Origin of the sequence: Sphingobacterium sp. G1-14, from assembly GCF_002196555.1 — a bacterium.
In the GTDB taxonomy this organism is placed as follows: domain Bacteria; phylum Bacteroidota; class Bacteroidia; order Sphingobacteriales; family Sphingobacteriaceae; genus Sphingobacterium; species Sphingobacterium siyangense.
The window spans coordinates 1,420,187-1,443,850 of record NZ_CP021381.1 but is presented as its reverse complement, the minus strand read 5'-3'; the positions used below and the strand labels follow the sequence as shown (position 1 = coordinate 1,443,850).

Sequence of the window (23,664 nt, the reverse complement as noted above, 5' to 3'; positions counted from 1 at the left end):
ACTGATTTATTGGGATACGGTACAAAATTAGCCACGACAGGCTACCGCTATGGTATTGATTTGTTCAGAAATGGTTCGTTTTTGTACAAAAATTAGGATTTAATCCGCTATGAAGGACGATGTGAATAAAATCATTCACTTATGGAGACTAAGTGATAAAGAAACAGCTCTTCTTCTTGGATTTTATACCGTTTATAATTATTAGGGAGGTTTCTTATCAGATTTATAGCAGTCTACTTAATGTAAAAAGCCCGATTGTTCTCGGGCTTTTTAGGTTCATGTTCCATACGATCCTCTTCATTCGAAAGACATGAAAAATTCTATCACATCTGGCGTATGCCAAATTTTCAGAAGTATTACTTCAACTTCTGTAAGCGTTCTTTCGCTGCAGGCACGATATCATCGTTTTTGTCATAATTGTCAATCACACTTTTCAAGGTACTCTTCGCCTGGAAAGCATTGCCTTTGCGCGCATAGGCATCAGCAAGTACCAGGAAGCTCTTGGCAACCCAGTATTCTTGCGCTTCCCTATTGTTAATCACATCAAAGGCTGTTTCCAGCGCCTTATCATATTCCTTGTTATCGTACTGCAAAAGCGCTACGCGATACCGTGCTTCTGCGCCGATAGCCGATTGACTCTTCAGCGCAGCCAGGTTGAATTCTTTCATGGCAGACGCTACATTTTTCTCTTTCAACAAAGCTTTTCCACTGTACAAATGCGCTTTCGCTATTTCCTCCTCGGTTGCCCCGTTGTAATTTTTGACCAGACTCACATACTTAGCCATTTGCTCCATATCGCCGAGTTCGAAGTAACACACCATCAGGTTCGTTACCGCATAGCCATAGTTCTTTTTATATTCTTCGTTGAGCTCCAATTTTTTGAGGTGTACAATGGCCTCGTTGTATTCTTTAAGATCCAAATATAGCGCAGCAACCGTCAGCAAGGTATTCTCTGAATATTTACTCGTCCAGTCGTTCAGGATGATATTCAGATCATGCAGTGCTTCCTGTGGATGCCCGGTGCGGTACGAACTCACTCCACGGATATAACGGGCGAATTTTTCTTGTCTGGGTTTTGGAAATTTATCAAAATAGGCATTGATCGCTTCTACAGCCGCCCCATATTCTCCCCTGGCGAATAGCGACTGCGCCGCCTGGAAAGCCATGTTATCTAGCTCTGCAGGACTCAGATTACTGACATTGGTACCGACAGCGTAACGAATATAGCTCGAAGCATCCCCTTGATCGAGGTAGATGTTTTCAATGAAACGCATGGCCTGCTCGGCTTCAGCAGTTCGGGTATATTTCTCCACCACCTTCTGGAAAGTCGCTTTCGCCGCTTCGGGCTCATCATTGTTGTACTGCACGAGTCCTATGGTCATTAAGGCGCGGGGAATATAACTACTACGAGGGTACTTTTCGACCATTGCCTGTAACCCTTCGATCGCACGGCTATAATCACCCATCGTGAAATAAGTATAGGGAATTTCAAAGGCCGCATCATCTGCATAGTTCGAAGATGGAAATTGTTTCAACACCGACCGCAGCGTACTGAGCTTGGTTTCATTGTCGCCTTGCAGACCAAATAAAACACCGCGCTGGAATAAGGCATAATCCTGATTGGGCGCTTTGCTGTTGATCAGCTGATCGTAGTATTTGTTGGCCCGGCTGTAGTCGCGCAGACACAGGTAGGAATCGCCCAGACGTGCAATGACATCATAGCGTATATTTTGATCCACCGCATTTCCTCCAGCAGTCAGAAAGCGTTCAAAATAATTGGCTGCCAACTCAAAACGGTTGTTTCGGTAGGCCGCATAGGCCAGCCCATAATTTGCATAATTATACAGGTCGCTATTCCGAGCGACGGGCAGGCTCAGAAACTGGGAGAAGTTTTCTACGGCTTCACCAAATTTGCGCACTTCATACATGGCCTCTGCTTTCCAATAGGTCGCAAGAGCGGCCATTTCAGCATTGACCGGAAACTTTTCAGATCGCATAAACATGGATATGCTATTTTCGAAAGCACGCTCGTTATAAAACTCAAGTCCGCGGTAATAGGTGACCTTTTGATAGATCGCATTGACTTCCCGACCGCGCTCTTTTAACGATTCCAGCATACTAACACCAGCATGGAAGTTGGTGGTCCCACGTAGGATTTCAGCGGATAGTGTTTCGGCACTTTCCTTTCTTTTTGAACCCGGATCGACAGGTTGCACTTCTTGGGCGATATATTTCTCGAGGACTTTTTGTGCCGCTTGGGTGGAGTCCATTGCAAACAAGATTTTAGCATAGTTAAATAGCGCATCGGCTTTCACTTGCTGGTCTAAATCCAGTTTTGTCACTTTGACAAAAGCATTTCGTGCAGCTTGCTTGTCGCCAGTCTCCAGAGCGATATGGCCCAATGTCATGATCGCCCCCTGATAAAAGGCATCCGAAGGTTTTATGGCCTCCAGCATACCGCTCGCTCTTTTATATTCGCCAGCGCCGTAAGCCAGATAGCTGATACGATAATTATCGATATTACTTTGCGAAGCGTCTGGGTGCCGTTTCATCAATTCGTGATAATAGGCCTGTTTATATTTTTGCTGTGCTAAATAGGTGGCTGTGGCAATCTGGCGTAGCTCCGTCTCGATAGCATCGCGGTTGATATGCGTCATATCCGGACTGCGGCGCACCTTGACCGCATCGGCCAGCATAGGCCGGTAATCGCGTACGACATCAATGGAATCCATGGTTTGAACCTCCCCGCCGCCACTTTGCACACTATGTTGCTGTTGTTTCTCTTTCTTTTCTTTCTGTTGTTTCCCCACTTCCTGCGCATAACCTGTAACCAGCAAAGCCGAAAGCGTACCAGTAAACAGGTATTTCAGGTAATTGTGACCGATTCTTTCTTTCAATATCATTGTTCGTCCGTATTTCTGAATTGTTCCAAACGTTCCTTTGCCGAGGAGACATAGGGTTATCCCTAACTAGTGTATTCAAAACTAAAGAATTTCAAGCACATTCGGTAATTTACACCTCATAGTTGCTTCGTTTCAACGATTTAGAACAAAACACGCTATTCCATTGCTCTATCGGCAACTGAATTTATACAATAATGGAGCCAAGAAGAAAAAATAAAAGAGTGGTTCTTACTGATAGGAATGGACTGACTTGGATACCTGCCAACTGCCATTCTCATAAACTAAAGTCACTAGGTCAGTCATGCTAAAGCTGTCAAATTTCAATACAATTTTTGCAATCATATAATCTGTGGATTTTTCGACAATCTTGATATGCGTTTTACAGTTCAGAATTTCTCCCTGCTGTTTTTTTAAAGATTTAATCAAAGCCTGGCGTCCGTAGGAGGTCTGTATATTGGAAGCCTGGATCCTTTGGCTGAAATCTTCCGCAAATAATTGATCTAAACCCACAGATTCTCCAGCCGTCGTTACAGCAACATAATGCTGCAAAGCGAAGTCTGCTGTGGAAAGATTAATGCTAATTTTTTCTGGTTTTGATGCTGGTTTTTCAGCTGCCATGGCAACTGACGATAAGCAGATTAAAGCTGCTGCCGTGAATGTTTTTACGAATGCTTTCATACTATCTTTTTGTTCTATTGTTAGTCTATATACCTTACTTGTTGATCCAAAACTAAAGTTCAATATATCTCTGGCCTATGGACTTTAGACCAACGATATTTGAATATCGGTGAATGGCGGAAATGTAAAGGTGAATATAACAACCATCTTAGCTGCTGCATGCCAAATACTATACCAGTGGCTACAATAAGAACATTTGTGCCTCTTAGCACATCTAAAGGCATTTTCAAGATTCTTTACGAAAAAGAAAATGTGCGCATACGAACAGTTTCAAAATAGATTGTTCGCATACGCACACCGCATAAAAAGCCTAGCAAAAGATTAATGATTACTGTCTGCTGACCAAGTTGATTTATTTCGTTTTCTTTATCGGTGTATCGACTGATATTGCAAAAAAATCGTCAGGAAGTTCCCTCGCTTCTATCTTTTGAGCTACCGATTCCATTTTGAATTGCTCATTATCGACCACAATTTTCAATGGAACAGACTTGGCTTTTGATAAATAGTAGTTCCAGTTTCCATAACTATGCATCTGATACTTCGTAAAATCAACAGGGTACTTTGATGTGTAGAAATAGGTTGTCTGCCCACCTTGCGTCTTTAAAATCAAGGCATCACAATCTTCCCCCAATATCTTCTCTTTATTCTTAACGAGCTCATAACTTATATCTGCATCTGATTTCACATCGGCATCAAACCAATAAAGTGTGTCGGATCTGCTCGTCTTATTGTAATGTCTATTGGTTTCACCAATATATAACTGCATTGTTATACCGACACCATTTGTGCACGATTTATAATTCCCCGATTTAATAAAATATTCTTGCTTATCACCTAGAAGAATCTTCATTTGTTCAATAGTGACGCTTGAATTCTTACTTTGAAAGCTATTTTGATAAATAATTTTCCCTTCAAATGCTTCTTGAGCATAGCTTTTCAATGTGACGGATAGCAATAATAAATAAAAATAACAATAATCTGATACACCACTATTGATCAAGATTTAGTTAAAAAAGAGAATTTTTAATAGGATCGTTATTTTTCAATACATTTTATCTTTTCCAACCAGATGAATAAAAAACACATTCTTATTATTAATGACAATATATTATATTTAGGTATATAAATATAACATATGCTTAAGCCATTTTTTATCTTCTTCTTAATTTTTATTTCCTGTCATGTGAAAGCTCAAAAAAGCAGTTCCTATTTTTATTTAAAGAATACCGCAGATAGTTTAATTTTTGAAAAGAAGACACCTGAAGCTTATTTGTTATATCGAAAAATGGTCAAGATTAGTGATATAGATCCGTTTATTGATATAGAATTGGTAAAATTATCACTAAAAGTAAAAGACAATAAAACAGTAGAAAAATATTTAAAGCAATCTATTTTAAACGGTGCTTCTTTAGGAATGCTAGAGGTTGACAGTAATGTGAATAGTTTTTTAAAACAGCATACCAATTGGAGAAAAACCTACGATTCTCTTCGTCAAAAACATCTAAGCAAAATAGCTCATTTGGAGGACCGTACAACTTTACTCAATATGTTGGAAAAGGATCAGGCATTGCGTTCCTTATTGGGAGTTATTGAATACAAAAAAGCCGATTCTCTTATTTTTGCTAGTGACACGGCTAATATGAGGGTAATCAAGGAAATTATTTCGAGAACAGGTTTCCCGAATCTTGAAACTGTTGGCATGGATGGCGTAAACGCTATCTTTATATTATTATTACATACTTTGAATAATGGGATTGAGGATGCCAAAAATATTGAAATTTTGACGCCACTAATGAAAAAAGCGGTATTAGACCTCAAGTATCCACCTTTTAACATGGCCTTAGTTATCGATAGACACCGAGCCATAATCCGTCAAAAACAGATTTATGGATCGTATTGGGAAATGGGTAAACAAAACAAAAGAATTGTTACGCCGATTGAGAACATTGATGAGGTAGATGCACGAAGAAAAGAAATTGGATTACCACCGCTAAGTCTTTTAAGGAACCAAAGAGGGTATGAATTACCTGTGGATTATAAAAACTAATAGATCATTTCGGTTCAAACAAAAAAGACCGAACAATACGGTGCAAATGCTTGTATTGATCTATCAACGAATACTGAGCTCCCAAGGCAAATCATATGCACATATTCGTTGCTTCTTACTTGGTCTTTCTTTGGTATTTCTTTGCTCTTTGTTCGGGTCTTCTTTGGGATTGGCTTGGGCTTCGTCTGCTATTTCTTTGGTGTTTCTTCGGTGTTTCATTGGTGTTTCATTGGTAAAAAAGCAAAGAAACAGCAAAGGGATACGTATCTATAAGATAACTTGGTTCCTGCCATAAGTGAGCATTTGTCCCGAAAGAAGCAAATGATGATTAGCAAATTCACGTATAACGATGCTGAATGTTAGCCCACGTTTCGTAAGTTAGAGTTAGAAAAACGAAATGTCCGCAATAAAATAAAAAAAGCCACATCTCCTGATGTGGCCCTACAACTTATATATTGAATTAAAATGACTCCTATTTATACGAATTGATCGATTTGGACACTTTCCAGTCATTTCCTTCACGGACAAAAGTCACTAGATCGGTCTTGGTGAAATCCTCAAATTTCAAGGTAACCCTGGCCACCATATAATCTGCTGATTCTTCAAGAACGTCTGTATTCACTGTACAGTTTAGCTTCTCGCCTTTTTGTTTTTTCAAGGACTTAACCACTTCACTACGGCTATTTGACTTCAGGTTTGCCGTTTGGACCTTTTGATTAAAATCCTCAGCAAACAATTGTTCTACACCAGCCGATTCACCTTCAGTCATTACAGCAACATAGTGCTCTAAAGCAAAGTCTGCTGTTGATAGGTTAACGTTTGTTTTTGCTGATTTTGATCCGGGACCTTCAGCTGCCATTGCACATGTTGAAATTGCGATTAAGGCTGCTGCTACGACTGTTTTTACTAGCTTTTTCATAATATCTTTATTTTATCGTGTAAGTTTTTCATCTAAATAATTTGTTCTTCAATTGTGATGAAGCTATCATGAGCATTTCCATCGATGCTCATGATGTTTTTTGTTCTTATTTGTTGATTCAAAATTACTGCTCTAGATGCTTCTTGCTCACAGACTTTAGATCAACAACGGGTAAAACTCGGTGAATGACTGAAATGAAAAGGTGAACTTCAAAATGCATAAAGAACATAAGATCAATTTTATTAGCTTCGTGCCAAATACTATACCAGTTGTCCTGTGCGTTCAATAACGGCTTCTATAGCCTCTTAAAGCATATTCCATATCTTTTTCAGAAAAAGTAGCTGTACGGATGCGAACAGTTTATAGCGATATTGTTCACATGCGTACACCCTATTAAATGCTGGCTAAAAGATGAATTATACTTCCTGAATTACGCTCATTTAATTAAAACTGAAAACCAGGATTCAACAATTGTGAACAAAAGATTTTAAAGGAGGTTCTGTTGCGCATCTACTGAAATTTATTTATTTTTAATAGATTATTTTGATTTTGAATCTTATATGATCAATTCAATTTTCAGCCATAGTAAGATATGCTACCAAGTAAATAGCTTTAGCTTCATTTCTTAGAACCATAATATTGATCTATCAACCAAATGTATAAATCTGTCAGCGCCACAAAATACACGCAACTCCTTTTATGGGTGTTTATTTTTTCCTGTCTCACTTCGTTTATAAGCAACGCTAATGCTCAAGAAACAAAATACACAAGCTTTTTATGGGAGATTACCGGAAAGGGGCTAACTAAACCTTCTTACCTGTTAGGCTCTGTACATTTAAAAGACCGGCGTCTGATCAATAGCAATGATTCTATATTTGTGGCTATTGCTAATACAGATGCACTGGCTTTGGAAGTACACCCCGATACGCTGTATAAACAGATATGGGATTTTCGATACAGCAAAAAATCAACACTTAAAAAGATAGCGCTTACCGAAGTACAAAAAAAAGAGTTTGTAAAACGCTATCAAAAGGAGTATGGTGTGATGCCGGATTCCCAACAAATGGCTTCTCCGCTTATTGTTAAATATCTCATGAATCCCAGCAACGATAAACCGGACGATATTACCGCCGTACTGGATGCTTATCTCTATGGCCTAGCCAAATCGCAACGAAAATATATTGTTGGCCTCGAGCCAATAGAAAATCAACTGGATGTTGATGGTAGTAACGAATTGGTTCATCTCGCGAACAAAAGTGATAGTACAAAATACTATAAGTATCTGGAGGATATGATGCAACTGTATAGCTCTGGAGACCTGGCTGGTGTTTGGAACGCGATTTCACCCCATATTGATCTTGAAGAAATGCAAAGAAGGAATAACACGATGCTAAAAAATATAATTTTGCAGCTCGATAAAGGTACGCTCTGCGCGGTCGTGGGGGCCGCTCATCTTGCAGGTGACCTAGGACTCATCCACCTTTTACAAAATGAAGGCTATAAGCTCCGCCCCGTTAAGACAAAAAAAACAGATCTGGCTTCTAAATATAAAATAGACTTCAGTACGATGGAATGGATGCCCCAAAAGGACTCTATCTTTGGATATACTGTCCAATTACCAAAAAGTTATATCTACAGGATAAATACATTGGGTGCAACAAACATCATCTATGGTGATCTGAGCACAGAAACAGAACTGATGGTGTCGGCTCAATTTGTTGGTGATCTGAATGGACTTACTGCGAAAGAAATTTTAAAACAAGAATACGAAAGAAAAACTGCCAAAAGCAAGTTCCCTATTGTATCTCAGCAATTTCTTGAAAAAGATGGTGCCCAAGGTATGCAGTTGATGACCGCAAATAATGGCATGGAGGTTAAATGGGAATTCTGGCTAAAGAACAATACATTATATAGCTTATCGGCCTTTACCAGCAAAAGTCCATTAGACAGGTATTTGTCGGACCGCTTTTTCAATGGCTTCACAATCCTTCCTCTCGACCGCCCCGCTGAAATAGATGAATCTGTCAATGACATTGGTGCTTTTGCAATAAAAATGCCGACGCAAATTCAATACCTTTACCAGACAGGTTCAGAGCAGCTTGGAGATAAACAGCTCCAATATGGCATACATAATTATTTTTCAATGGATAGGGATCGAAAAATAAATTATATGGTTCAGTATCACGATTATCCGATTGGCTATATCATGACTGACAGATCCTTGATGCTGAAAACGCTCAAAAACAGCCTTAAAAAAAATCCAGCGCTTACCGTTACCTCTGTTGAGCCAAGGGAGAAGGAGAATATAACGGGCATGGCAATAAAAGCCCAATTGAACAAATCAAACCTATTCGCAGAAACATGGGTCCGCGGGAACCGAATTTATCAGGTACTTCAGGAAAACCTAGATAAGAATAATAAAGAAATGGATAGCGCTTTTTTTAATTCCTTCCGTATGGTTCCTTTTAAGGAAGCCGACTGGAAAGATTTCACCGTAAACAGTATGAAGCTAAAACTTCCTGCTACATCGTTGATAAAGATAAAAAATGAGGATGTAGCTGAGCAACTTGATAGCGAATCTCATATTTATGCCGCAGCCGACAGCAATTCAAGCACATCCTTTCTCTTGGAAATCACTAAACTGCCTAAATATTATCGGCTGGAAAAAACCGACAGTTTATATGCCGAAATACAGGCTACTGCAAAAAAGAAATCTGAGAAAATGGTCCATTACGACACACTACGATCCGACAATATAACCGCTGCAATCTACACAAGTAGCGATTCATTAACAGCTAACTATCATAAAAAAGCGATCTGGATCAGAGGCAATATATCCTATGGATTTGATGCTATCGGCACACAAGAAACAGTTGAAAAAATAGATATAAACAGGATTATCAAATCCGTCCGTTATACAGGTACTACAGCGAACTTTGACGTATATAGCTCAAAAGCAGCAACTCTTTTTGAAGATATCTATAGCGCTGATTCTCTCGTTAGCCAAAACGCAAAAAACACATTAGAGCTCAGTTACAAATTTGATAAAAATGACCTAGCACTAATTTATAAAACATTGGTCCGAAAACAGGTCGATGACGAGCAGAACAGTGGGCTTCGAAGAAACCTGATCTATAGTTTGGTAAAGAATCATGATGAACGGAGCATACCTCTTTTAAAAAATATACTTAAGGATCCGACAACACCAGACCTGATCAAAATCGCAATCTTCCCGACCATCTATGAAATAGATTCAACACAGCTTGAATGGTATCTCCAGGCATTAAATCATCATCGACCCGATGTTGATTACCAAGTATGGCAATTACTACAGCCTTTACGCACTTCCCATAAATACGTAGCTGAGAATTTAGAACAGGTCATTCCATTATTTGCTATCGATAATTACAGACCTACACTATTAAATATTTGTTTAGAAATCGCTAAGGACAGCACTGTGCGCAATAGCCGTGAAATGGTAAAGGTTTATCTGCCGAATGTAATGAAATATCTAGCCAAAGACCTGTCCAAATTTGCTTCCGAACAGGAATCAGAGGATAGTTTCGATCCTTATTGGATAAGCGATTATGTGAAAATACTGGGTTTATATGATCAAAAAGATTCACTACTAAAATATCAACATCAGTTGCTCGCTAATACACAAATAGGTTATCTGCGAGCCTCCACCGCAACTGAATTTTTGGTTCTCGGTCTGCCATTGAATCAAAAATTAATGGATAGCATCAATGTTAATATATCGCAAAGAGGAGTATTGATGAGGGGGCTTAAAGAGAAAAAACGCGAAGATTTGATAGCCCCCAGGTATAAGGAGCAAATTGAAATTGGAAAAATTGTTGTAAACGATTACATGGAATCCGAATGGGATATGCAGTCGCAACAAATTGATTATCTGGGACAATTGACCGAGAATAATAAAAAGTATTTAGTTTATGCATTTAAAACTGAGAACGATGAGCAAAGCTATCTCTCAATTTATTTACCAGATGACCAAAATAAAGAATGGTCTTATACTTATGAAAACTGTTATTCAGATCTTGAGCCCTTTATCGGAGACTGGAAAGAACAAGCTCTCAAATTGATCCAACAAATGCGTATTGAAGATTAAAACAATAAGCTGATAGCGAAAAACCGAAAAAATGTTCTAATAGAAGTTAAATACCTCCAGAGGTTAAAAACTCAAGTGCCTTATTGATAAATATTGATTTATTTTCTAATATATATTGATGTTGTTCTTTACGGCTTTGAATATTCTCCGGATACGTAATCGTTATATCTGGATTTATTCGTTCTCCAACATCATACGATTTTCCTTTTCTATTGTGCAACAAGGCAGTCATTAAATTAATGGAATATCCTTTATCTACATAATAAAGTTCATTACCTGATGTTAAACCAGCTGACTTTGTTCCGATGACGGTCACATTCTTTTGTCCTAAAAAATGACATGCAGCAATCTCTCCTGAGCTTCCCGTTATTCCCGAAATCAAAATAATTACTGGTATCTTATTATTTACAAGCGGTAAGACTTGAACAGTATCAAATTTAAAATACTTTGCTTCCACATCATTGTCTATATATAAACCATTTTGGGGAATCTGAAATTTATCTACCAAAACCTCCTTTCCGTCTTTGTCCAATGTTCCATCAAAATAACAAAAGGTTTGTGTGGTATCTATGAGAGCATGAAAGGGAATGATCATCGGAGCACAACTACCACCTTCATTCTCCGTTAAATCAATAATCCAAGCCTTAGGTTGTTTTCCATCTAGTTCAAGCAACTGCTTTTGTAAAGTGTCAATATACATGCGATGTTCCAGATCAACACCAGGAACGTTAATGTATGCATATTTATCTTCGATCAATCGATGCTGAAAATTTGGCCCAGGCATCCCTAGTTGTGCGTAGGTTGTGGAAGCATACTTTTTAATTAACGCCAATTCATCTGTGGTACCTTTAACTCTATGTACACTCGAATGATGATCATTTAAACCTGCAACTATCTTTTTAAAAGTTGGCATTAATGAATCAGTCGAATTAATATTCCTGACGTTCAACTTTGTTTCTTGACGCATTTTATCGAAATCGACTCTACTACGCATAAAAGAATGAGCCTCTAGTGTATCGATGAATTGATCGACTAATTTGGTTACTTCCTTGTTTTGGGCACGACAGATATTGAATACAGAAAAACATACAATAAAAAAGATAATTTTACACATAAACTAACGATTAATAATTTATCAAAACTAAAAAAAACTGTAAAAACATTTGGTCAATTGTAGAAATTATTTCGTTATTTTCTTGACCTATAATATGTATTTCAGCGTATCTTCTAGAAGTAATCTAATTTTCCATTCTCCGTTCGCAAGCGAACAGTATTGTTCACAATCGAACAATTTAATACGGTTACAAAAACAAACAAAACACTGAACATCAAAAACTTAAAGTTTAGGCAAAACTATTGATGCGTTTAAAACCAATTGATCTCAAGCATGTTGCATGAGATAAAAATGACATGAAATGCAATGAATTTTTAAGATTAAAATTAGGAAATCATGTATAATTACTTAAAAGTCGGTTGGCGGAAATTGTTCAGAAACAAAATCTTCTCCTTAATCAATATACTAGGATTATCGTTGGGCCTAGCCGCATGTTGGATTATCCTCTTATTTGTGAATGATGAATTGAGTTATGATCGTTATTTTACGCAGGCAGACCGTATATATCGCGTTGTTTCTCACGGAAAATGGGATGGCGGTTCCTTTGATATAACAGGAACTGCAGGTCCCCTTGCAAATGTTATTAAAGATGAATTTCCCGGCGTAAAAGAAGCCACCCGATTCGATATCGAGGGCGGAGGCATAATTACCATTGATAATCAACAAACAAAAGTCAACGAAATCTTCCTCGCAGACAAGAATTTCTTCAATCTATTTGACTATAATTTTCTTGCTGGCAATCCTGCAAGGGCATTGGCTAATCCCCAATCTATTGTACTGACAGAAGACTTAGCCGTACAATTGTTTGGATCCGTAGAAACAGCAGTCAATAAAACGCTTTATTTCAATAAATCTGAACCCAGCCTTGTCACGGCTGTTATACAAAATGTACCTCAAAATACACATTTCAGCTTCAGAGCTATCCGTTCCTTTTCAAAAGACTTTAATCCTGATTGGAATCGACTTTACCTTTATACTTACGTACTATTAAAAGATCAGTCATACTTGCCCCAACTTCAAAAAAAACTTCCTTACATCGTAAAAAAATATATTCATGGACGGAATCTCGATTTTGATTATAAAATCGAATTACAACCAATTACGGATATCCATCTGCATTCTAATCTAAGTTATGAGCTCGGCAATAATAGCAATATCAAATATGTTTACATCTTTTCCATTGTCGGTGCATTAGTACTCTTAATTGCGATCGTAAATTATATTAATATCACGACGGCGCAGGCTTCAATAAGGATGAGAGAAATTGCCGTCCGGAAAGTAATCGGATCCAGCACTTTAAATCTAACCAAGCAGTTTCTTGTTGAAACGTCTTTAATCATCTTTTGTGCAGCATTGTTAAGCATATTGCTGGCCTCAACTTTTCTTCCATGGCTAAACCAAATGATCGGTAAGCAATTGGATTTATGGCATTTTGGAATAGGGAAAACCTTACTGTTTGTACTTCCATTTATCGTATTTTTAGTATTCACTACCGGTATTTATCCAGCTTTAATACTTGCAGGACTAAAGACTATTCCTTCGCTAAAAAATCAGATCGGAACACATGGCTTCCAACATCTACTGAGAAAATCACTTGTGGTTTTTCAATTTGTAATCGCAGTATTGCTTATTGTATCCACCATGGTGATTTTTCTACAATTGAATTTTATGACTACAAAAAACCTGGGTTTCGACAAAAATCAGGTCATGGTTTTCCATCTGGACAATGAATCCACTCGCAATAAAGGCGACGAGTTCAGAAATAGCTTACTTGAAGATAGCCATATCACAGAAGTAGCGTTCGCCAGCAATCCAATTGGGAAAAACGACATTGGCGTGGGAACTTTCAATGTTGAAAATAATGGAAAAATTGATCCCAACTTTACACTCGCCAATACCTTAAAAATTGACCCTAATTTTATCCCAGCAATGCATATTCAACTGGTTAAGGGAAGAAATTTCGACAGTACCATGCCAACAGATAGCGCCTCTGTCATTATAAACGCAGCATTTGCAAAAAAACAAGGCTGGACAAACGCGATAGGCAAAAGGATCGAATTTGGAAGAGACACAACTGGAAAATCTATCCTGAAATCTGTTATCGGGGTCGTCAGCGACTTTCATATTTATTCGCTTCAGCACAAAATAGAGCCTCTTATCCTAGAACTTCCAGCTAATAAAATGGAAATGGATAATATTTATATTCGCATGAAATCGACAAATGTAGACCATACAATTTCGCATATAAACAAAGTTTACAGTAAATATGTCCCCGATTATCCTTTAGAATACACATTTTTAGATAAAACCTTTGAACAGCAATACAATTCGGAAATAAAACAGGGTCAAATTCTCTTAATTTTTGCCTTATTGTCTATCGTTATTGCCTGTTTAGGGCTATTTGGTGTAATCACATTCGCTATCCAATTGCGAATAAAAGAAATCGGTATACGCAAAACATTAGGTGCAACACTCAGCAACCTGGTTTATCTACTGTGCTCTGATATGGTTAAACTGGTCGGTATAGCCCTGTTAATTGCACTGCCGATCGGATGGTTATTGATGAATCAGTGGCTGCAAGAGTTCGCTTATCGCATTTCGGTCAGCTGGTGGATACTTGTAGGTGCCGGGATCATCGCACTGGTAATTGCCATTCTAACCCTATGTACCAGAGCAATAGCCGCTGCAAAAGCTAATCCGGTCGACAGTTTAAAAGTGGAGTAAGAATTTGTATCCACTATACTTTCGCGTAATTATGATTGTTATTGATAAAATTCCTTGCGTACAAATTCGTTTTTATTGAGCTTATTTAGCGCTCTTATCAAATAATAGCGGTGTAGAAAACCTGTTAAGACGACAATCTTTTTACCTGGATATATTCGAGCTATCTCATAGATGTTGGATGCCATTGTTTGATTTCTTAAATCCCAGAAGTCTGACATTAATCTGAATCCATCTTTATAACTGATCTTGTCTCCATCGGGTTTTGTGACAAACCTTTCTGAAAACTCAGACCTTGCATCTGTAATTTTCAGTAATTCTTGATATTGATAATATTGTCTTTTTTCAGCAATGCTATCCGTAGTATGATTATTGAAATTTTCGGGAGATAACGTGGCAATTTTTATTAAATCTCCCGTGATACGTTGAAATTCTTGGTAAATATTGGCTTGCCCGCCGGTCAATTTTTGAGCACGGTACAAACTGTCGATCAATTTAACGGTTAAGTTATCAGTAGGTACCATGCCTTTTTCTTTACGGTATTTGTTTCTTCCTTCAAAATCAAATGGAAATCTCAGGGTTTGTGGATTCTTCATCAAATAAAGATTGCTTGCTTTTATTTCATTTCCCTCGGGGCTATACTGAGCAGTTTCATATTCCTTCATCCCTTCACGGTCTACTTCATGAAGAATAATATCAGGCTTAATATGGTTAAGAATTCCAACCAAAATTTGAGCATTATAATTTGGAACACTATCGTGAATATTTCCGATTACATATAGGACTGTTTTACTTTTTTGTCCAAACACATGTGTAAAGATTAGAAATAACAAGACAAATACGGTTGAATGTTTCATAACGTACGGTTTACTTTTTATGATTTTTTAATATTTTAGCGCTAGGGTATTAATAGTATTCTCTAATATAAAAAAAACACAGCAATCTCTTTCTCAATCACGCCATTCTACTACCCGTATTGCTGTCGCGGGAGCATCAGCGAGTCCCTCAGCATCCTTTTGCACTGTAGACTGCAAAAATAAAGCAACTTTACGTTTCTTTTGCCACAACTGGGTATCATATGTAGGTTCCCAAGCCCCTACCGACTGCTCACAAAGATCAACAATGTCATTTGCCTCTTGATGCATGCCATTCAACCTCAGTATCGAAGGTCGGTAACCGCGCTCTTGATCCCGAAAGACCAGCGTCAACATTATTTTATTATCTTTTCCGCGAACCAACACCTGGGGCCTGGCGATTGGAATATCCTTTGTTCCACCACCACTCAAACTAAAAGGTGTTTTTCTAAAATCAAAAGACCGGATCTTCCATTCCCCCTCTTGTAAATAGATTACCTTATATTGCGGGATCTGTGTTCCTGCATCACGCCAGTAACTAGCGATAAAAGGATTCCCTTTTTCATCCGCAGCGATAGAGGTTTGATTAATCAATTCGTGCTGCTGGGGTATATGGGCCGCATACTCGACCGTAGATTCTCTCATGGGCAAATCGTACCGCATTCCATTACTCTTTTGCCAGGTTAATCCGCCATCTTTTGAACATGCATAAGCCATATCATGATTGCTTTCCACGTTGGGACTCTCCCGCCAGACCCAAGAAAGATGTATCGTCCCCCGACGATCCACATAACTTTGCCAATAGGCATTTCTCTGTTCCTCGCCATCAATCAGATTGCTATGCATCCGCTCCCATTTTTGCTGCTTACTATCGTACTTATTGACCACAAGATTACCGTGGCCGGATCCGCCGTCACGATATAAAAACAATAACTCGCCACTGGGTAACTTTAAGAATTCGGGGTAGGTTACCTTTGATTCATTTTTTCCTAGCATGGCTTGCTCATAACCCAGCACAAGACTATTGGGGTGAAGGGTACGTGCGTATCTCAACTTGCTGTCATGCTGATCCCAACAAACGTGGAGATATCCAGCCTTATCCACCATAATACTAATCACATTATGAGCATCCTTCACATGCCCGGTATAGCCGGTACGTCGCAACTTCCATACCTTGCCAGAAAGTAATCGCTGGCCTAAAACTACATATCCAGCTTCATCATAATAAGCGATATATTGGTATTTACCATTGCTGGTTAATGAATTTTTACGAAATACGGTTGTGTTGACTGTGTTCTTTGCCCAGCCATTTCCGACAAGCGTATTCTTAATTTTCTGCCCTTGTGCATTGTAAATAAACAAGAGACACGCGCAAGTGAGCATCCCCACTCTTACTAGTTGATTTAGATATTGTTTCATTGAATTTTTTATACACTTGTTGAGCCCACCAGATCCTTTTGAAAGGAGACTTATTCCCGGAATTTGGGGTTATTGAATGGCTTTACCCTGATCTTTATGCCAGTCCTGTCCTGACCAGATACGCCGTGCACTCCAGTCGCTCGCTTCACTTGTCCAAAAAGAATCTCTGTCGGGTAATCCCAAAGGCAAAAAAATTACTGAACATAAATAGGGGCTCCCCTGATTATTGTATGGATCACCCAAGCCCGGCTGATTACCATACATACCCAGCGTCAACCAGCCATTTTCATACGTATTTGGGTTTTCGGTCGATTTTTTCAATACCGCAGACAGGGCAGCCTTCACCTGTCCTTCGCTAAGTTCCCCAGGGAGTCGTCTCTTGAACGCCATATCTGCAAGATGATGGAAAGCTGCCGCGCGATAGATTACGGACCTTCCTGTCGGAGGAAAACTACCGTCGGCATTGATCAACCGCTCCTGAATAATGGCATAGCGCTCATTTCGGAGCTTGATTTTTGCAAACATCCCATCATAGTTTTTAGTTTTCAACTGTATGAAATCCATAATTCCGGCCAAGAAGGGATGGATAACATAACTATTATAGTAATCAAACGCATAATGCGGACCATCCATATACATTCCATCTCCAACATACCACTGTTCCAATTGCTGCAGCGCATAATCAACGCGCATCACATCCCAATCATCCGAATATTTCGCTAAAAAAACTTCATTCATTGCTGAAAAGAGTAACCAATTTGAATAAGCCGGCCGAAATTGGCGCGTAATTTTTATAGATGCTACCAAATTCTTTTTTGTCTGATTGTCGATATGATCCCACAACCAAGGACTACGCATAAATCCCAAAGCGATAAACGAGGCATCAACAAGCTGTTGGCCACCGAGATCAAAACGCATAAAATCACGCGCATTGCTGTCCAAAGCATTTTTAAGTGCTTGAACAGTCCATGCTCTATATTGATCGCGTAACTTTATCTCTTCAGCCGAACCGCCATCCAAGGAAAGCCAGGGTGCTATGCCTGACAATACCCTTCCCAAGACTTCAACATATTGTACTTTGATGCGCTGTTCCTTATTATCCACGTGTATAGAAGTCATTTGTGGCATAGTTAACCGCAGGCTATCATGGGCCAGACTGCGGAGAACGGGACGCAGCATATGATCCATTTCTTTAAGCCAAAAAGCTCTATCCGTCTCTTTTGTTGATGCAGGTTTCTTCTTCACGCCCTGTCCAAAGACAGTATGGCCTATCAGAAGAATAACAAAGAACAATAAAATCTTATTTTTCATTTTCAAATCCAATCTATTTTTGAGCTAAATAACGATACATTTCCGAGCCGGCTAATAAAAACGCACCTACACCAAAAGGAGCTGTAGAGTTGGTATCCACCACCTGTCCGGGGATAGCTTTTTCACCAATAGGTTGTACATACCCAATTCTGCCATCGGGTTGTAAAGCGATCTCACTAAGATATTTCCAGCCTTTAACCGCAGCATCTTTAAATTTAAAATCGCTTAGCAAGCCATTATTTATTCCCCAGAGCAACCCATAAGTAAAAAAAGCCGTTCCGCTTGTTTCCCTGCCGGGAGCATGCTCGGGATCTAACATGCTTCGAGTCCAGAATCCCTCCTGCTGTTGGCAATTAATGATAGCGGCCGCCATATCCTTAAAGCGCTCCTGATAGTAGGTATAATGTTTATCCTCCTGAGGTAGATCTTGAAGAACCTTTGCAAATGCAGCGAACACCCAGCCATCGCCACGAGCCCAAAAATCCTTTTTGCCATGTAAACTCTGGTGTTTGGGGAAGACATATTTTGCATCGCGGTAATACAATTTCTCTTCCCGATCAAACATGATACTATCGGCATATTGTAAATAAGCATACATCTTATCCAGATAAAGTGAATTGCCTGTCAATTTGTACATTTTAGCCATCACGGGCATCACCATATACAAACCATCGGCCCACCACCAATAGTCCTGTTTATTGGAGTGGATCTGATATTCCATCACTTCCTGAGCACGTGCAATCTTTTCAGGGCTTGGCGATAAATGATAGAGATCGATATAGGTTTGAAAACAAATTTGCCAGTCACCAAAAAGAACGTGTTCGTCTGTTTCCCCATAGTTGTATTTCCAAAGTTGCGTATTGGTAGACTTGGCACCTTTCCAATCATTGTATCTGGCCCAATCCTCAGCATATTTTAAGTCGCCCGCTGATTTTGAAATCTTATAGAATTCCATATTTCCGGTATGATAAGCTGCCTGATCCCAAAAAGCCCAAACCTCGGGCTTATGATGAGACTGCCAGTATTGATTTGCCTTACTTAGCTGAGCAAGTACGGTTTCTTTGTTCAGTTGCTGTCCAAATGAAAAATGTCCTACAAACAATAGACATAAGATTAAATTGATCCGCATATATTTAGATGTATAGTATTTTTTGATAAACGAGCACAAAAGCTACTTTAAATTGGTTTGTACACTATTTAATGGATACACTCATTACTTTCTTCTCGATTTTTTTTGCTTTATAAAGCAACAATGTTAGCTGTAATACAGGCCCTTTTATATAAACGTACAATATACACTTATTTTAAAAAACAATCGTATCTTTAGCCATACAATCTTCAATTTGACTGTTTTCAATTGCAAATAGTCGTTTTCAAGATAATAACCTATGATAAGGATAAATCGATAATTTTACCTGATATCGGAAATACCATACGAACAAAACTGCTAACATGCCTAGTTTCAACAGACTCCCATATTCTCGTCAGGCCTTAATCCTGGTATTCGTTCTCATCCTTGTTCACTCAAGTATGCTGAGCCTAGCACAATTTCCCAAGGAGATGAATAGAGGTTTATCCAATAGTTCGGTGAAATCCATATTTCAGGATAGTCAGGGCTTTATGTGGTTCGGTACCTTCGACGGGCTTAACAGATTCGACGGTTACGATATAAAAACCTATAGAAACCAGCTAAATAACGAAAATAGCATTCCGCATAATTATATCTATTGTATAGCAGAAGACCACAATAAAAAATTGTGGATAGGAACCGGTCAAGGGATTGGAACCTACGACCGAAATTTTGATACCTTCTCCCGTTTAAATTATAGAGACCAAAAATCGAAACGGTTATATCATCTCAACGCTGACACAAAATCCATTCAAATCGATAGTGACAATAATATTTATATAGGCACAAACGGCTGGGGGCTATTTTACAAAAGTCATAAAGAAGCATATGCCATGCAAATCGCTTTTAAAGATTATAAATCGAACCTATCCAGCTTATACTACCATGTATCCGCCACACATATTGATGCGGCAGGCGGGGTATGGGTTTTTATAGAGGGAAGCGGATTATATGCTTTCGATAAAAAAACACAGCAGTTGCATCTTGTATCAAAGGTTATTACCAGTGCAACCTCTATGGTTAGTACAAACAGCGGTGAACTCTTTATTGGTAATTACGAAGGATTATTTGTTTGGAAAATCAAAGACGGCATGCTTTCGACATTGTATCCGCAGGAGCTTAAATCGAGTCAGATCAATATGCTGACGTTGGAAGGACAAAACAAACTTTGGATAGCCACCCAAAACAATGGCATTTTTATACTTAACCTATCTCATGGAAATGCAGAAAACAAAAGTAATCTACAGCCCGTTCAATTTTCACTGAATAGCAAGACCATTTATACGGTTTACATAGACTCCCAGCGTAAAATATGGATCGGCACCGGAAAGGGCGGCATTGAGACGATTGATAACAATGGCTATAAATTTAATTATTTACAGCAGAAACATTATGCGGGATTTAACTTGGCGCACAAATTTGTCCGTTCTTTTGTTGAATATGATAACAAGATCTGGATTGGTACCGAAGGCAATGGTCTTTATGCATGGGATAACAAGACCAATCAGGTTCAGTCATTTCAAAAAGGGCCACAGCAATTGCCAGACAATACGGTAAACCATCTTTTGACTGGAACTAATGGAGAATTGTGGATCGCAACCGAAATGGGCATTGCGCGTTACATAAAGGGCTCGGGTTTTAAATATTATGTTTGTAGAACGCCAACTGGGGTTCTAAATAACAGTATACAGTTACTTTTTAAGGATCAGGATGAAAAGATCTGGGCAGCGACATTTTCCGAGGGAAGAGTATATACATATAATCCGACAAGCGACCAATTTGAAGTATTCAGCGAAGACATCTATGATATCAATTGTATGACTGATGATCAGAAAGGTAATATCTGGATGGGGAATTACAATGAGATTATACAGCTAAACAAGCAGACGAAAAAAATCTCCAGATATTTAATCGGAAAACCTGTTCGTGCCATTCAGCTCGGAAAAAATAACAGACTTTGGCTGGGAACAGAAGGAAAGGGGCTCTTGGCATTTGATATCAGTTTAAAAAAGATTGTCGAAAATTATTCCACAAATGAAGGATTGAGCAACAATGCCGTACTTAATATTTTGGAAGATAAAACTGGAAAATTGTGGTTAAGCACCTTTAATGGGCTTTCGAAGTTCGATCCTTCCACTAAAAAATTTGTACGGTACGAGGAAACTGACGGACTTCAAAGCAACGAATTTTCCTATGGGGCAGCTCTTAAGCTCAAAGACGGCCATCTTCTTTTCGGAGGGAACAACGGTTTTAACATCTTTGACGCCGATAGCATTAAACTGAAAATTTATGAACCTGCCTTAGCTATCACAAGCCTTAAAATTAACAATAAAAAGATTGCCGACCTGAGCGACCGGGTCGATATTGGAAAAGATCATAGCATTCATAAATTGACGCTCCCCTACAATCAATCCACTTTTTCGCTGGAGTTTGCAGCCCTGGAGTTTGATTCCCCACAAAAGATAAAATACAGGTATCTATTGGAAGGATTGGACAAAGGATGGAACGATGCAGGGTCTACCCGATCAATAAATTACAACGGTCTGCATGAAGGCACTTATATCCTTCATATTCAATCGACCGACTCGGAAGGCAACTGGACGAATAAACAGATTAAACTCGAGATTCAAATTCTTCCGCCTTGGTATAGAAGCTGGTGGGCCTACCTGCTTTACACGCTGGCTATTGCCTATATAGGACTATGGTATCTGCGCTATCGGAAAAGGCAAATCGCTTTAAATTACGAGATACAGCTTTCAAAATTTACCATTCAGAAAGAAAGAGAGCTCAATGAGAAGAGGCATGCATTTTTCACAAATATATCGCATGAATTTAGAACACCACTGACCTTAATTATTAATCCGATTAAAGATCTGCTAAAGACCAAAAACGAGTCCAAGGACAGCGCTTCCCTTCAGATTGTGCATAGAAATGCCAAAAGACTGTTGAGCTTGGTGGATCAGCTGCTTGTATTTAGAAAAACAGAGGACGGTGCCGAACAGCTCAAAATCAGTATTTTTGACTGCCAAAGCTTTATGAAAGAAATATTTCTATATTTCGCTGCTCAGGCAAAATTGCAAAATATAGATTACCAGTTTCTGGAAAATTCCGATCCGATTTATGTCAATGCTGACAAAGAAAAAATTGAGATCATCTTATGCAATCTCATATCAAATGCCTTTAAATTTACGCCTTCCAATGGTGCTATCCATATTGCCTTATCGCAACAAAGTCGGGAATTAAGCATTCAGATCAAAGATTCGGGAAAAGGTATCCCCGAACATCTTGGCGATAGGATATTTGACAAATATTTTTCGGATCCACTCAATGGTCCCAAAAAACAAACAGGATTCGGGATTGGGATGTACCTTGTCAAAACTTTTGTTGAAATGCACGCCGGAACAATAAGTTACACGAGTTCAGCAACAGCGGGAACAACATTCGACCTCGTTTTGCCTATCTTAGCAAAACAAACCCCAGCCGAAGAACCTTTGGCAGATGTAGCGCTTTACAACGAGTCGGGAATTCAAATGCTATACGATTCGCAAGTGGCGACGGAAACCGTTCCCTTATTCCCGACAGCGATATCAAGCAAAAAATTCAGTGTCTTATTGGTCGACGACGACGATGCTATCCGCAGCTACCTTACCGACATTTTTAAGGTAGAATACTCGGTCTATAATGCCCATAATGGTGTTCAGGCACTCGATATGATCAAGCAAAAACAACCTGATCTGGTAATAAGTGATATTATCATGGAAGGGATGGATGGATTGTCACTTTGCAAAGCCGTAAAATCTAATGCTGCACTCAACCATATTCAAATCATCCTACTTACCTCAAGTACCTCTGACAGCACTAAATTGGCCGGAATTCAATATGGTGCCGATGATTATATCCATAAGCCATTTGATTCGGAAATATTGTTGCTCCGGGTCAAAACATTACTACAGAACAAGAAGAACCTTCAGGACTTTTTCTTTAAAGCGATTACGCTACAGTCCAATGAGCTAAAGATACCGATCACAGACAAGCTATTGATAGAACGGTGCATTGAGATTATTGAAGAGAACCTGTTGGAAGAACTGACTGTAATAAGTCTTGCCGAAAAAACAGGCATGAGTCATTCTTCACTCTATAAAAAAATTAAAACTATTTCAGGCAAATCGATCAATGAATTTATCAGGTCGGTACGACTAAAAAAAGCAGCCGAAATGCTCATATTGACGGATTCAAAAATTAATGAAGTAGCTAACTTAACAGGTTTCTACGACCAACGCTACTTTAGACAGCAGTTCAGCAAATTGTTTGGCCATACACCTTCCGACTATGTCAAAAAGTATCGAAAAGCGTTTCAGAATGAATTCCATGTCGATCGGCCTTAGTCTGAATTGCCGAAAAATAAAATAAGCCCTGTACAACAATTACGAACAGCTGTTGCTG

General features: G+C 38.9%; 15 protein-coding genes. 5 read left to right on the top strand and 10 right to left on the bottom strand.

Annotated elements, in window-relative coordinates:
* Positions 1–356 precede the first annotated feature (356 nt).
* The 3 genes from CBM24_RS06085 to CBM24_RS06075 all read right to left on the bottom strand — a co-directional run bounded on the left by CBM24_RS06085 (position 357) and on the right by CBM24_RS06075 (position 4,431).
* The gene (locus CBM24_RS06085) at positions 357–2,903 is read right to left on the bottom strand and encodes a tetratricopeptide repeat protein (protein ID WP_088160532.1); all 2,547 of its coding nucleotides are present in this window, start codon (positions 2,901–2,903) and stop codon (positions 357–359) included.
* A 228-nt stretch (positions 2,904–3,131) separates the two neighbouring features.
* On the bottom strand, positions 3,132–3,581 hold the full coding sequence (locus CBM24_RS06080; protein WP_088160531.1) for a nuclear transport factor 2 family protein: 450 nt from the start codon (positions 3,579–3,581) through the stop codon (positions 3,132–3,134).
* Between the two features lie 352 nt (positions 3,582–3,933).
* Complete coding sequence (locus CBM24_RS06075) at positions 3,934–4,431, bottom strand: hypothetical protein (RefSeq protein ID WP_157698379.1); 498 nt, start codon at positions 4,429–4,431, stop codon at positions 3,934–3,936.
* Positions 4,432–4,716: 285 nt separating this feature from the next.
* Here CBM24_RS06075 and CBM24_RS06070 point away from each other — a divergent pair, with 285 nt between their 5' ends.
* Positions 4,717–5,628 carry a DUF6624 domain-containing protein gene (locus CBM24_RS06070; protein WP_088160529.1) on the top strand — a complete coding sequence of 304 codons (912 nt, stop codon included), beginning with the start codon at positions 4,717–4,719 and terminating at the stop codon, positions 5,626–5,628.
* A gap of 63 nt (positions 5,629–5,691) precedes the next feature.
* Here CBM24_RS06070 and CBM24_RS27200 read toward each other — a convergent pair whose 3' ends face one another.
* Complete coding sequence (locus tag CBM24_RS27200; RefSeq protein ID WP_157698378.1) at positions 5,692–5,847, bottom strand: hypothetical protein; 156 nt, start codon at positions 5,845–5,847, stop codon at positions 5,692–5,694.
* Between the two features lie 253 nt (positions 5,848–6,100).
* A complete protein-coding gene (locus tag CBM24_RS06065) occupies positions 6,101–6,547 on the bottom strand; it encodes a nuclear transport factor 2 family protein (protein WP_088160528.1) in 447 nt (148 codons plus the stop codon).
* Positions 6,548–6,615: 68 nt separating this feature from the next.
* Between CBM24_RS06065 and CBM24_RS28025 the strand changes: the two genes are divergently transcribed.
* Together CBM24_RS28025 and CBM24_RS06060 are read left to right on the top strand one after the other, a co-directional pair.
* Positions 6,616–6,732, top strand: a complete 117-nt coding sequence (locus tag CBM24_RS28025) for a zinc-finger domain-containing protein (protein ID WP_157698377.1) — start codon at positions 6,616–6,618, stop codon at positions 6,730–6,732.
* 470 nt (positions 6,733–7,202) lie between these two features.
* Complete coding sequence (locus CBM24_RS06060) at positions 7,203–10,673, top strand: TraB/GumN family protein (RefSeq protein ID WP_088160527.1); 3,471 nt, start codon at positions 7,203–7,205, stop codon at positions 10,671–10,673.
* A gap of 46 nt (positions 10,674–10,719) precedes the next feature.
* Here the strand turns inward: CBM24_RS06060 and CBM24_RS06055 are convergent, their stop codons facing one another.
* Positions 10,720–11,787 carry a S41 family peptidase gene (locus CBM24_RS06055; protein ID WP_088160526.1) on the bottom strand — a complete coding sequence of 356 codons (1,068 nt, stop codon included), beginning with the start codon at positions 11,785–11,787 and terminating at the stop codon, positions 10,720–10,722.
* A gap of 336 nt (positions 11,788–12,123) precedes the next feature.
* Between CBM24_RS06055 and CBM24_RS06050 the strand changes: the two genes are divergently transcribed.
* Complete coding sequence (locus tag CBM24_RS06050) at positions 12,124–14,511, top strand: ABC transporter permease (protein WP_088160525.1); 2,388 nt, start codon at positions 12,124–12,126, stop codon at positions 14,509–14,511.
* A 38-nt stretch (positions 14,512–14,549) separates the two neighbouring features.
* On the opposite strand, the gene CBM24_RS06045 is transcribed toward CBM24_RS06050, so the two are convergent.
* From CBM24_RS06045 to CBM24_RS06030, 4 genes are all read right to left on the bottom strand, one after another.
* On the bottom strand, positions 14,550–15,365 hold the full coding sequence (locus CBM24_RS06045; RefSeq protein ID WP_088160524.1) for a hypothetical protein: 816 nt from the start codon (positions 15,363–15,365) through the stop codon (positions 14,550–14,552).
* Positions 15,366–15,458: 93 nt separating this feature from the next.
* Positions 15,459–16,781, bottom strand: coding sequence for a BNR repeat-containing protein (locus tag CBM24_RS06040; protein ID WP_088160523.1), 1,323 nt, complete (start codon positions 16,779–16,781; stop codon positions 15,459–15,461).
* 69 nt (positions 16,782–16,850) lie between these two features.
* Positions 16,851–18,092, bottom strand: a complete 1,242-nt coding sequence (locus CBM24_RS06035) for a DUF2264 domain-containing protein (protein WP_088160522.1) — start codon at positions 18,090–18,092, stop codon at positions 16,851–16,853.
* A gap of 13 nt (positions 18,093–18,105) precedes the next feature.
* Complete coding sequence (locus tag CBM24_RS06030) at positions 18,106–19,221, bottom strand: glycoside hydrolase family 88 protein (protein WP_075991417.1); 1,116 nt, start codon at positions 19,219–19,221, stop codon at positions 18,106–18,108.
* 431 nt (positions 19,222–19,652) lie between these two features.
* Here CBM24_RS06030 and CBM24_RS06025 point away from each other — a divergent pair, with 431 nt between their 5' ends.
* Positions 19,653–23,606, top strand: coding sequence for a two-component regulator propeller domain-containing protein (locus CBM24_RS06025; RefSeq protein WP_198386043.1), 3,954 nt, complete (start codon positions 19,653–19,655; stop codon positions 23,604–23,606).
* Positions 23,607–23,664 lie beyond the last annotated feature (58 nt).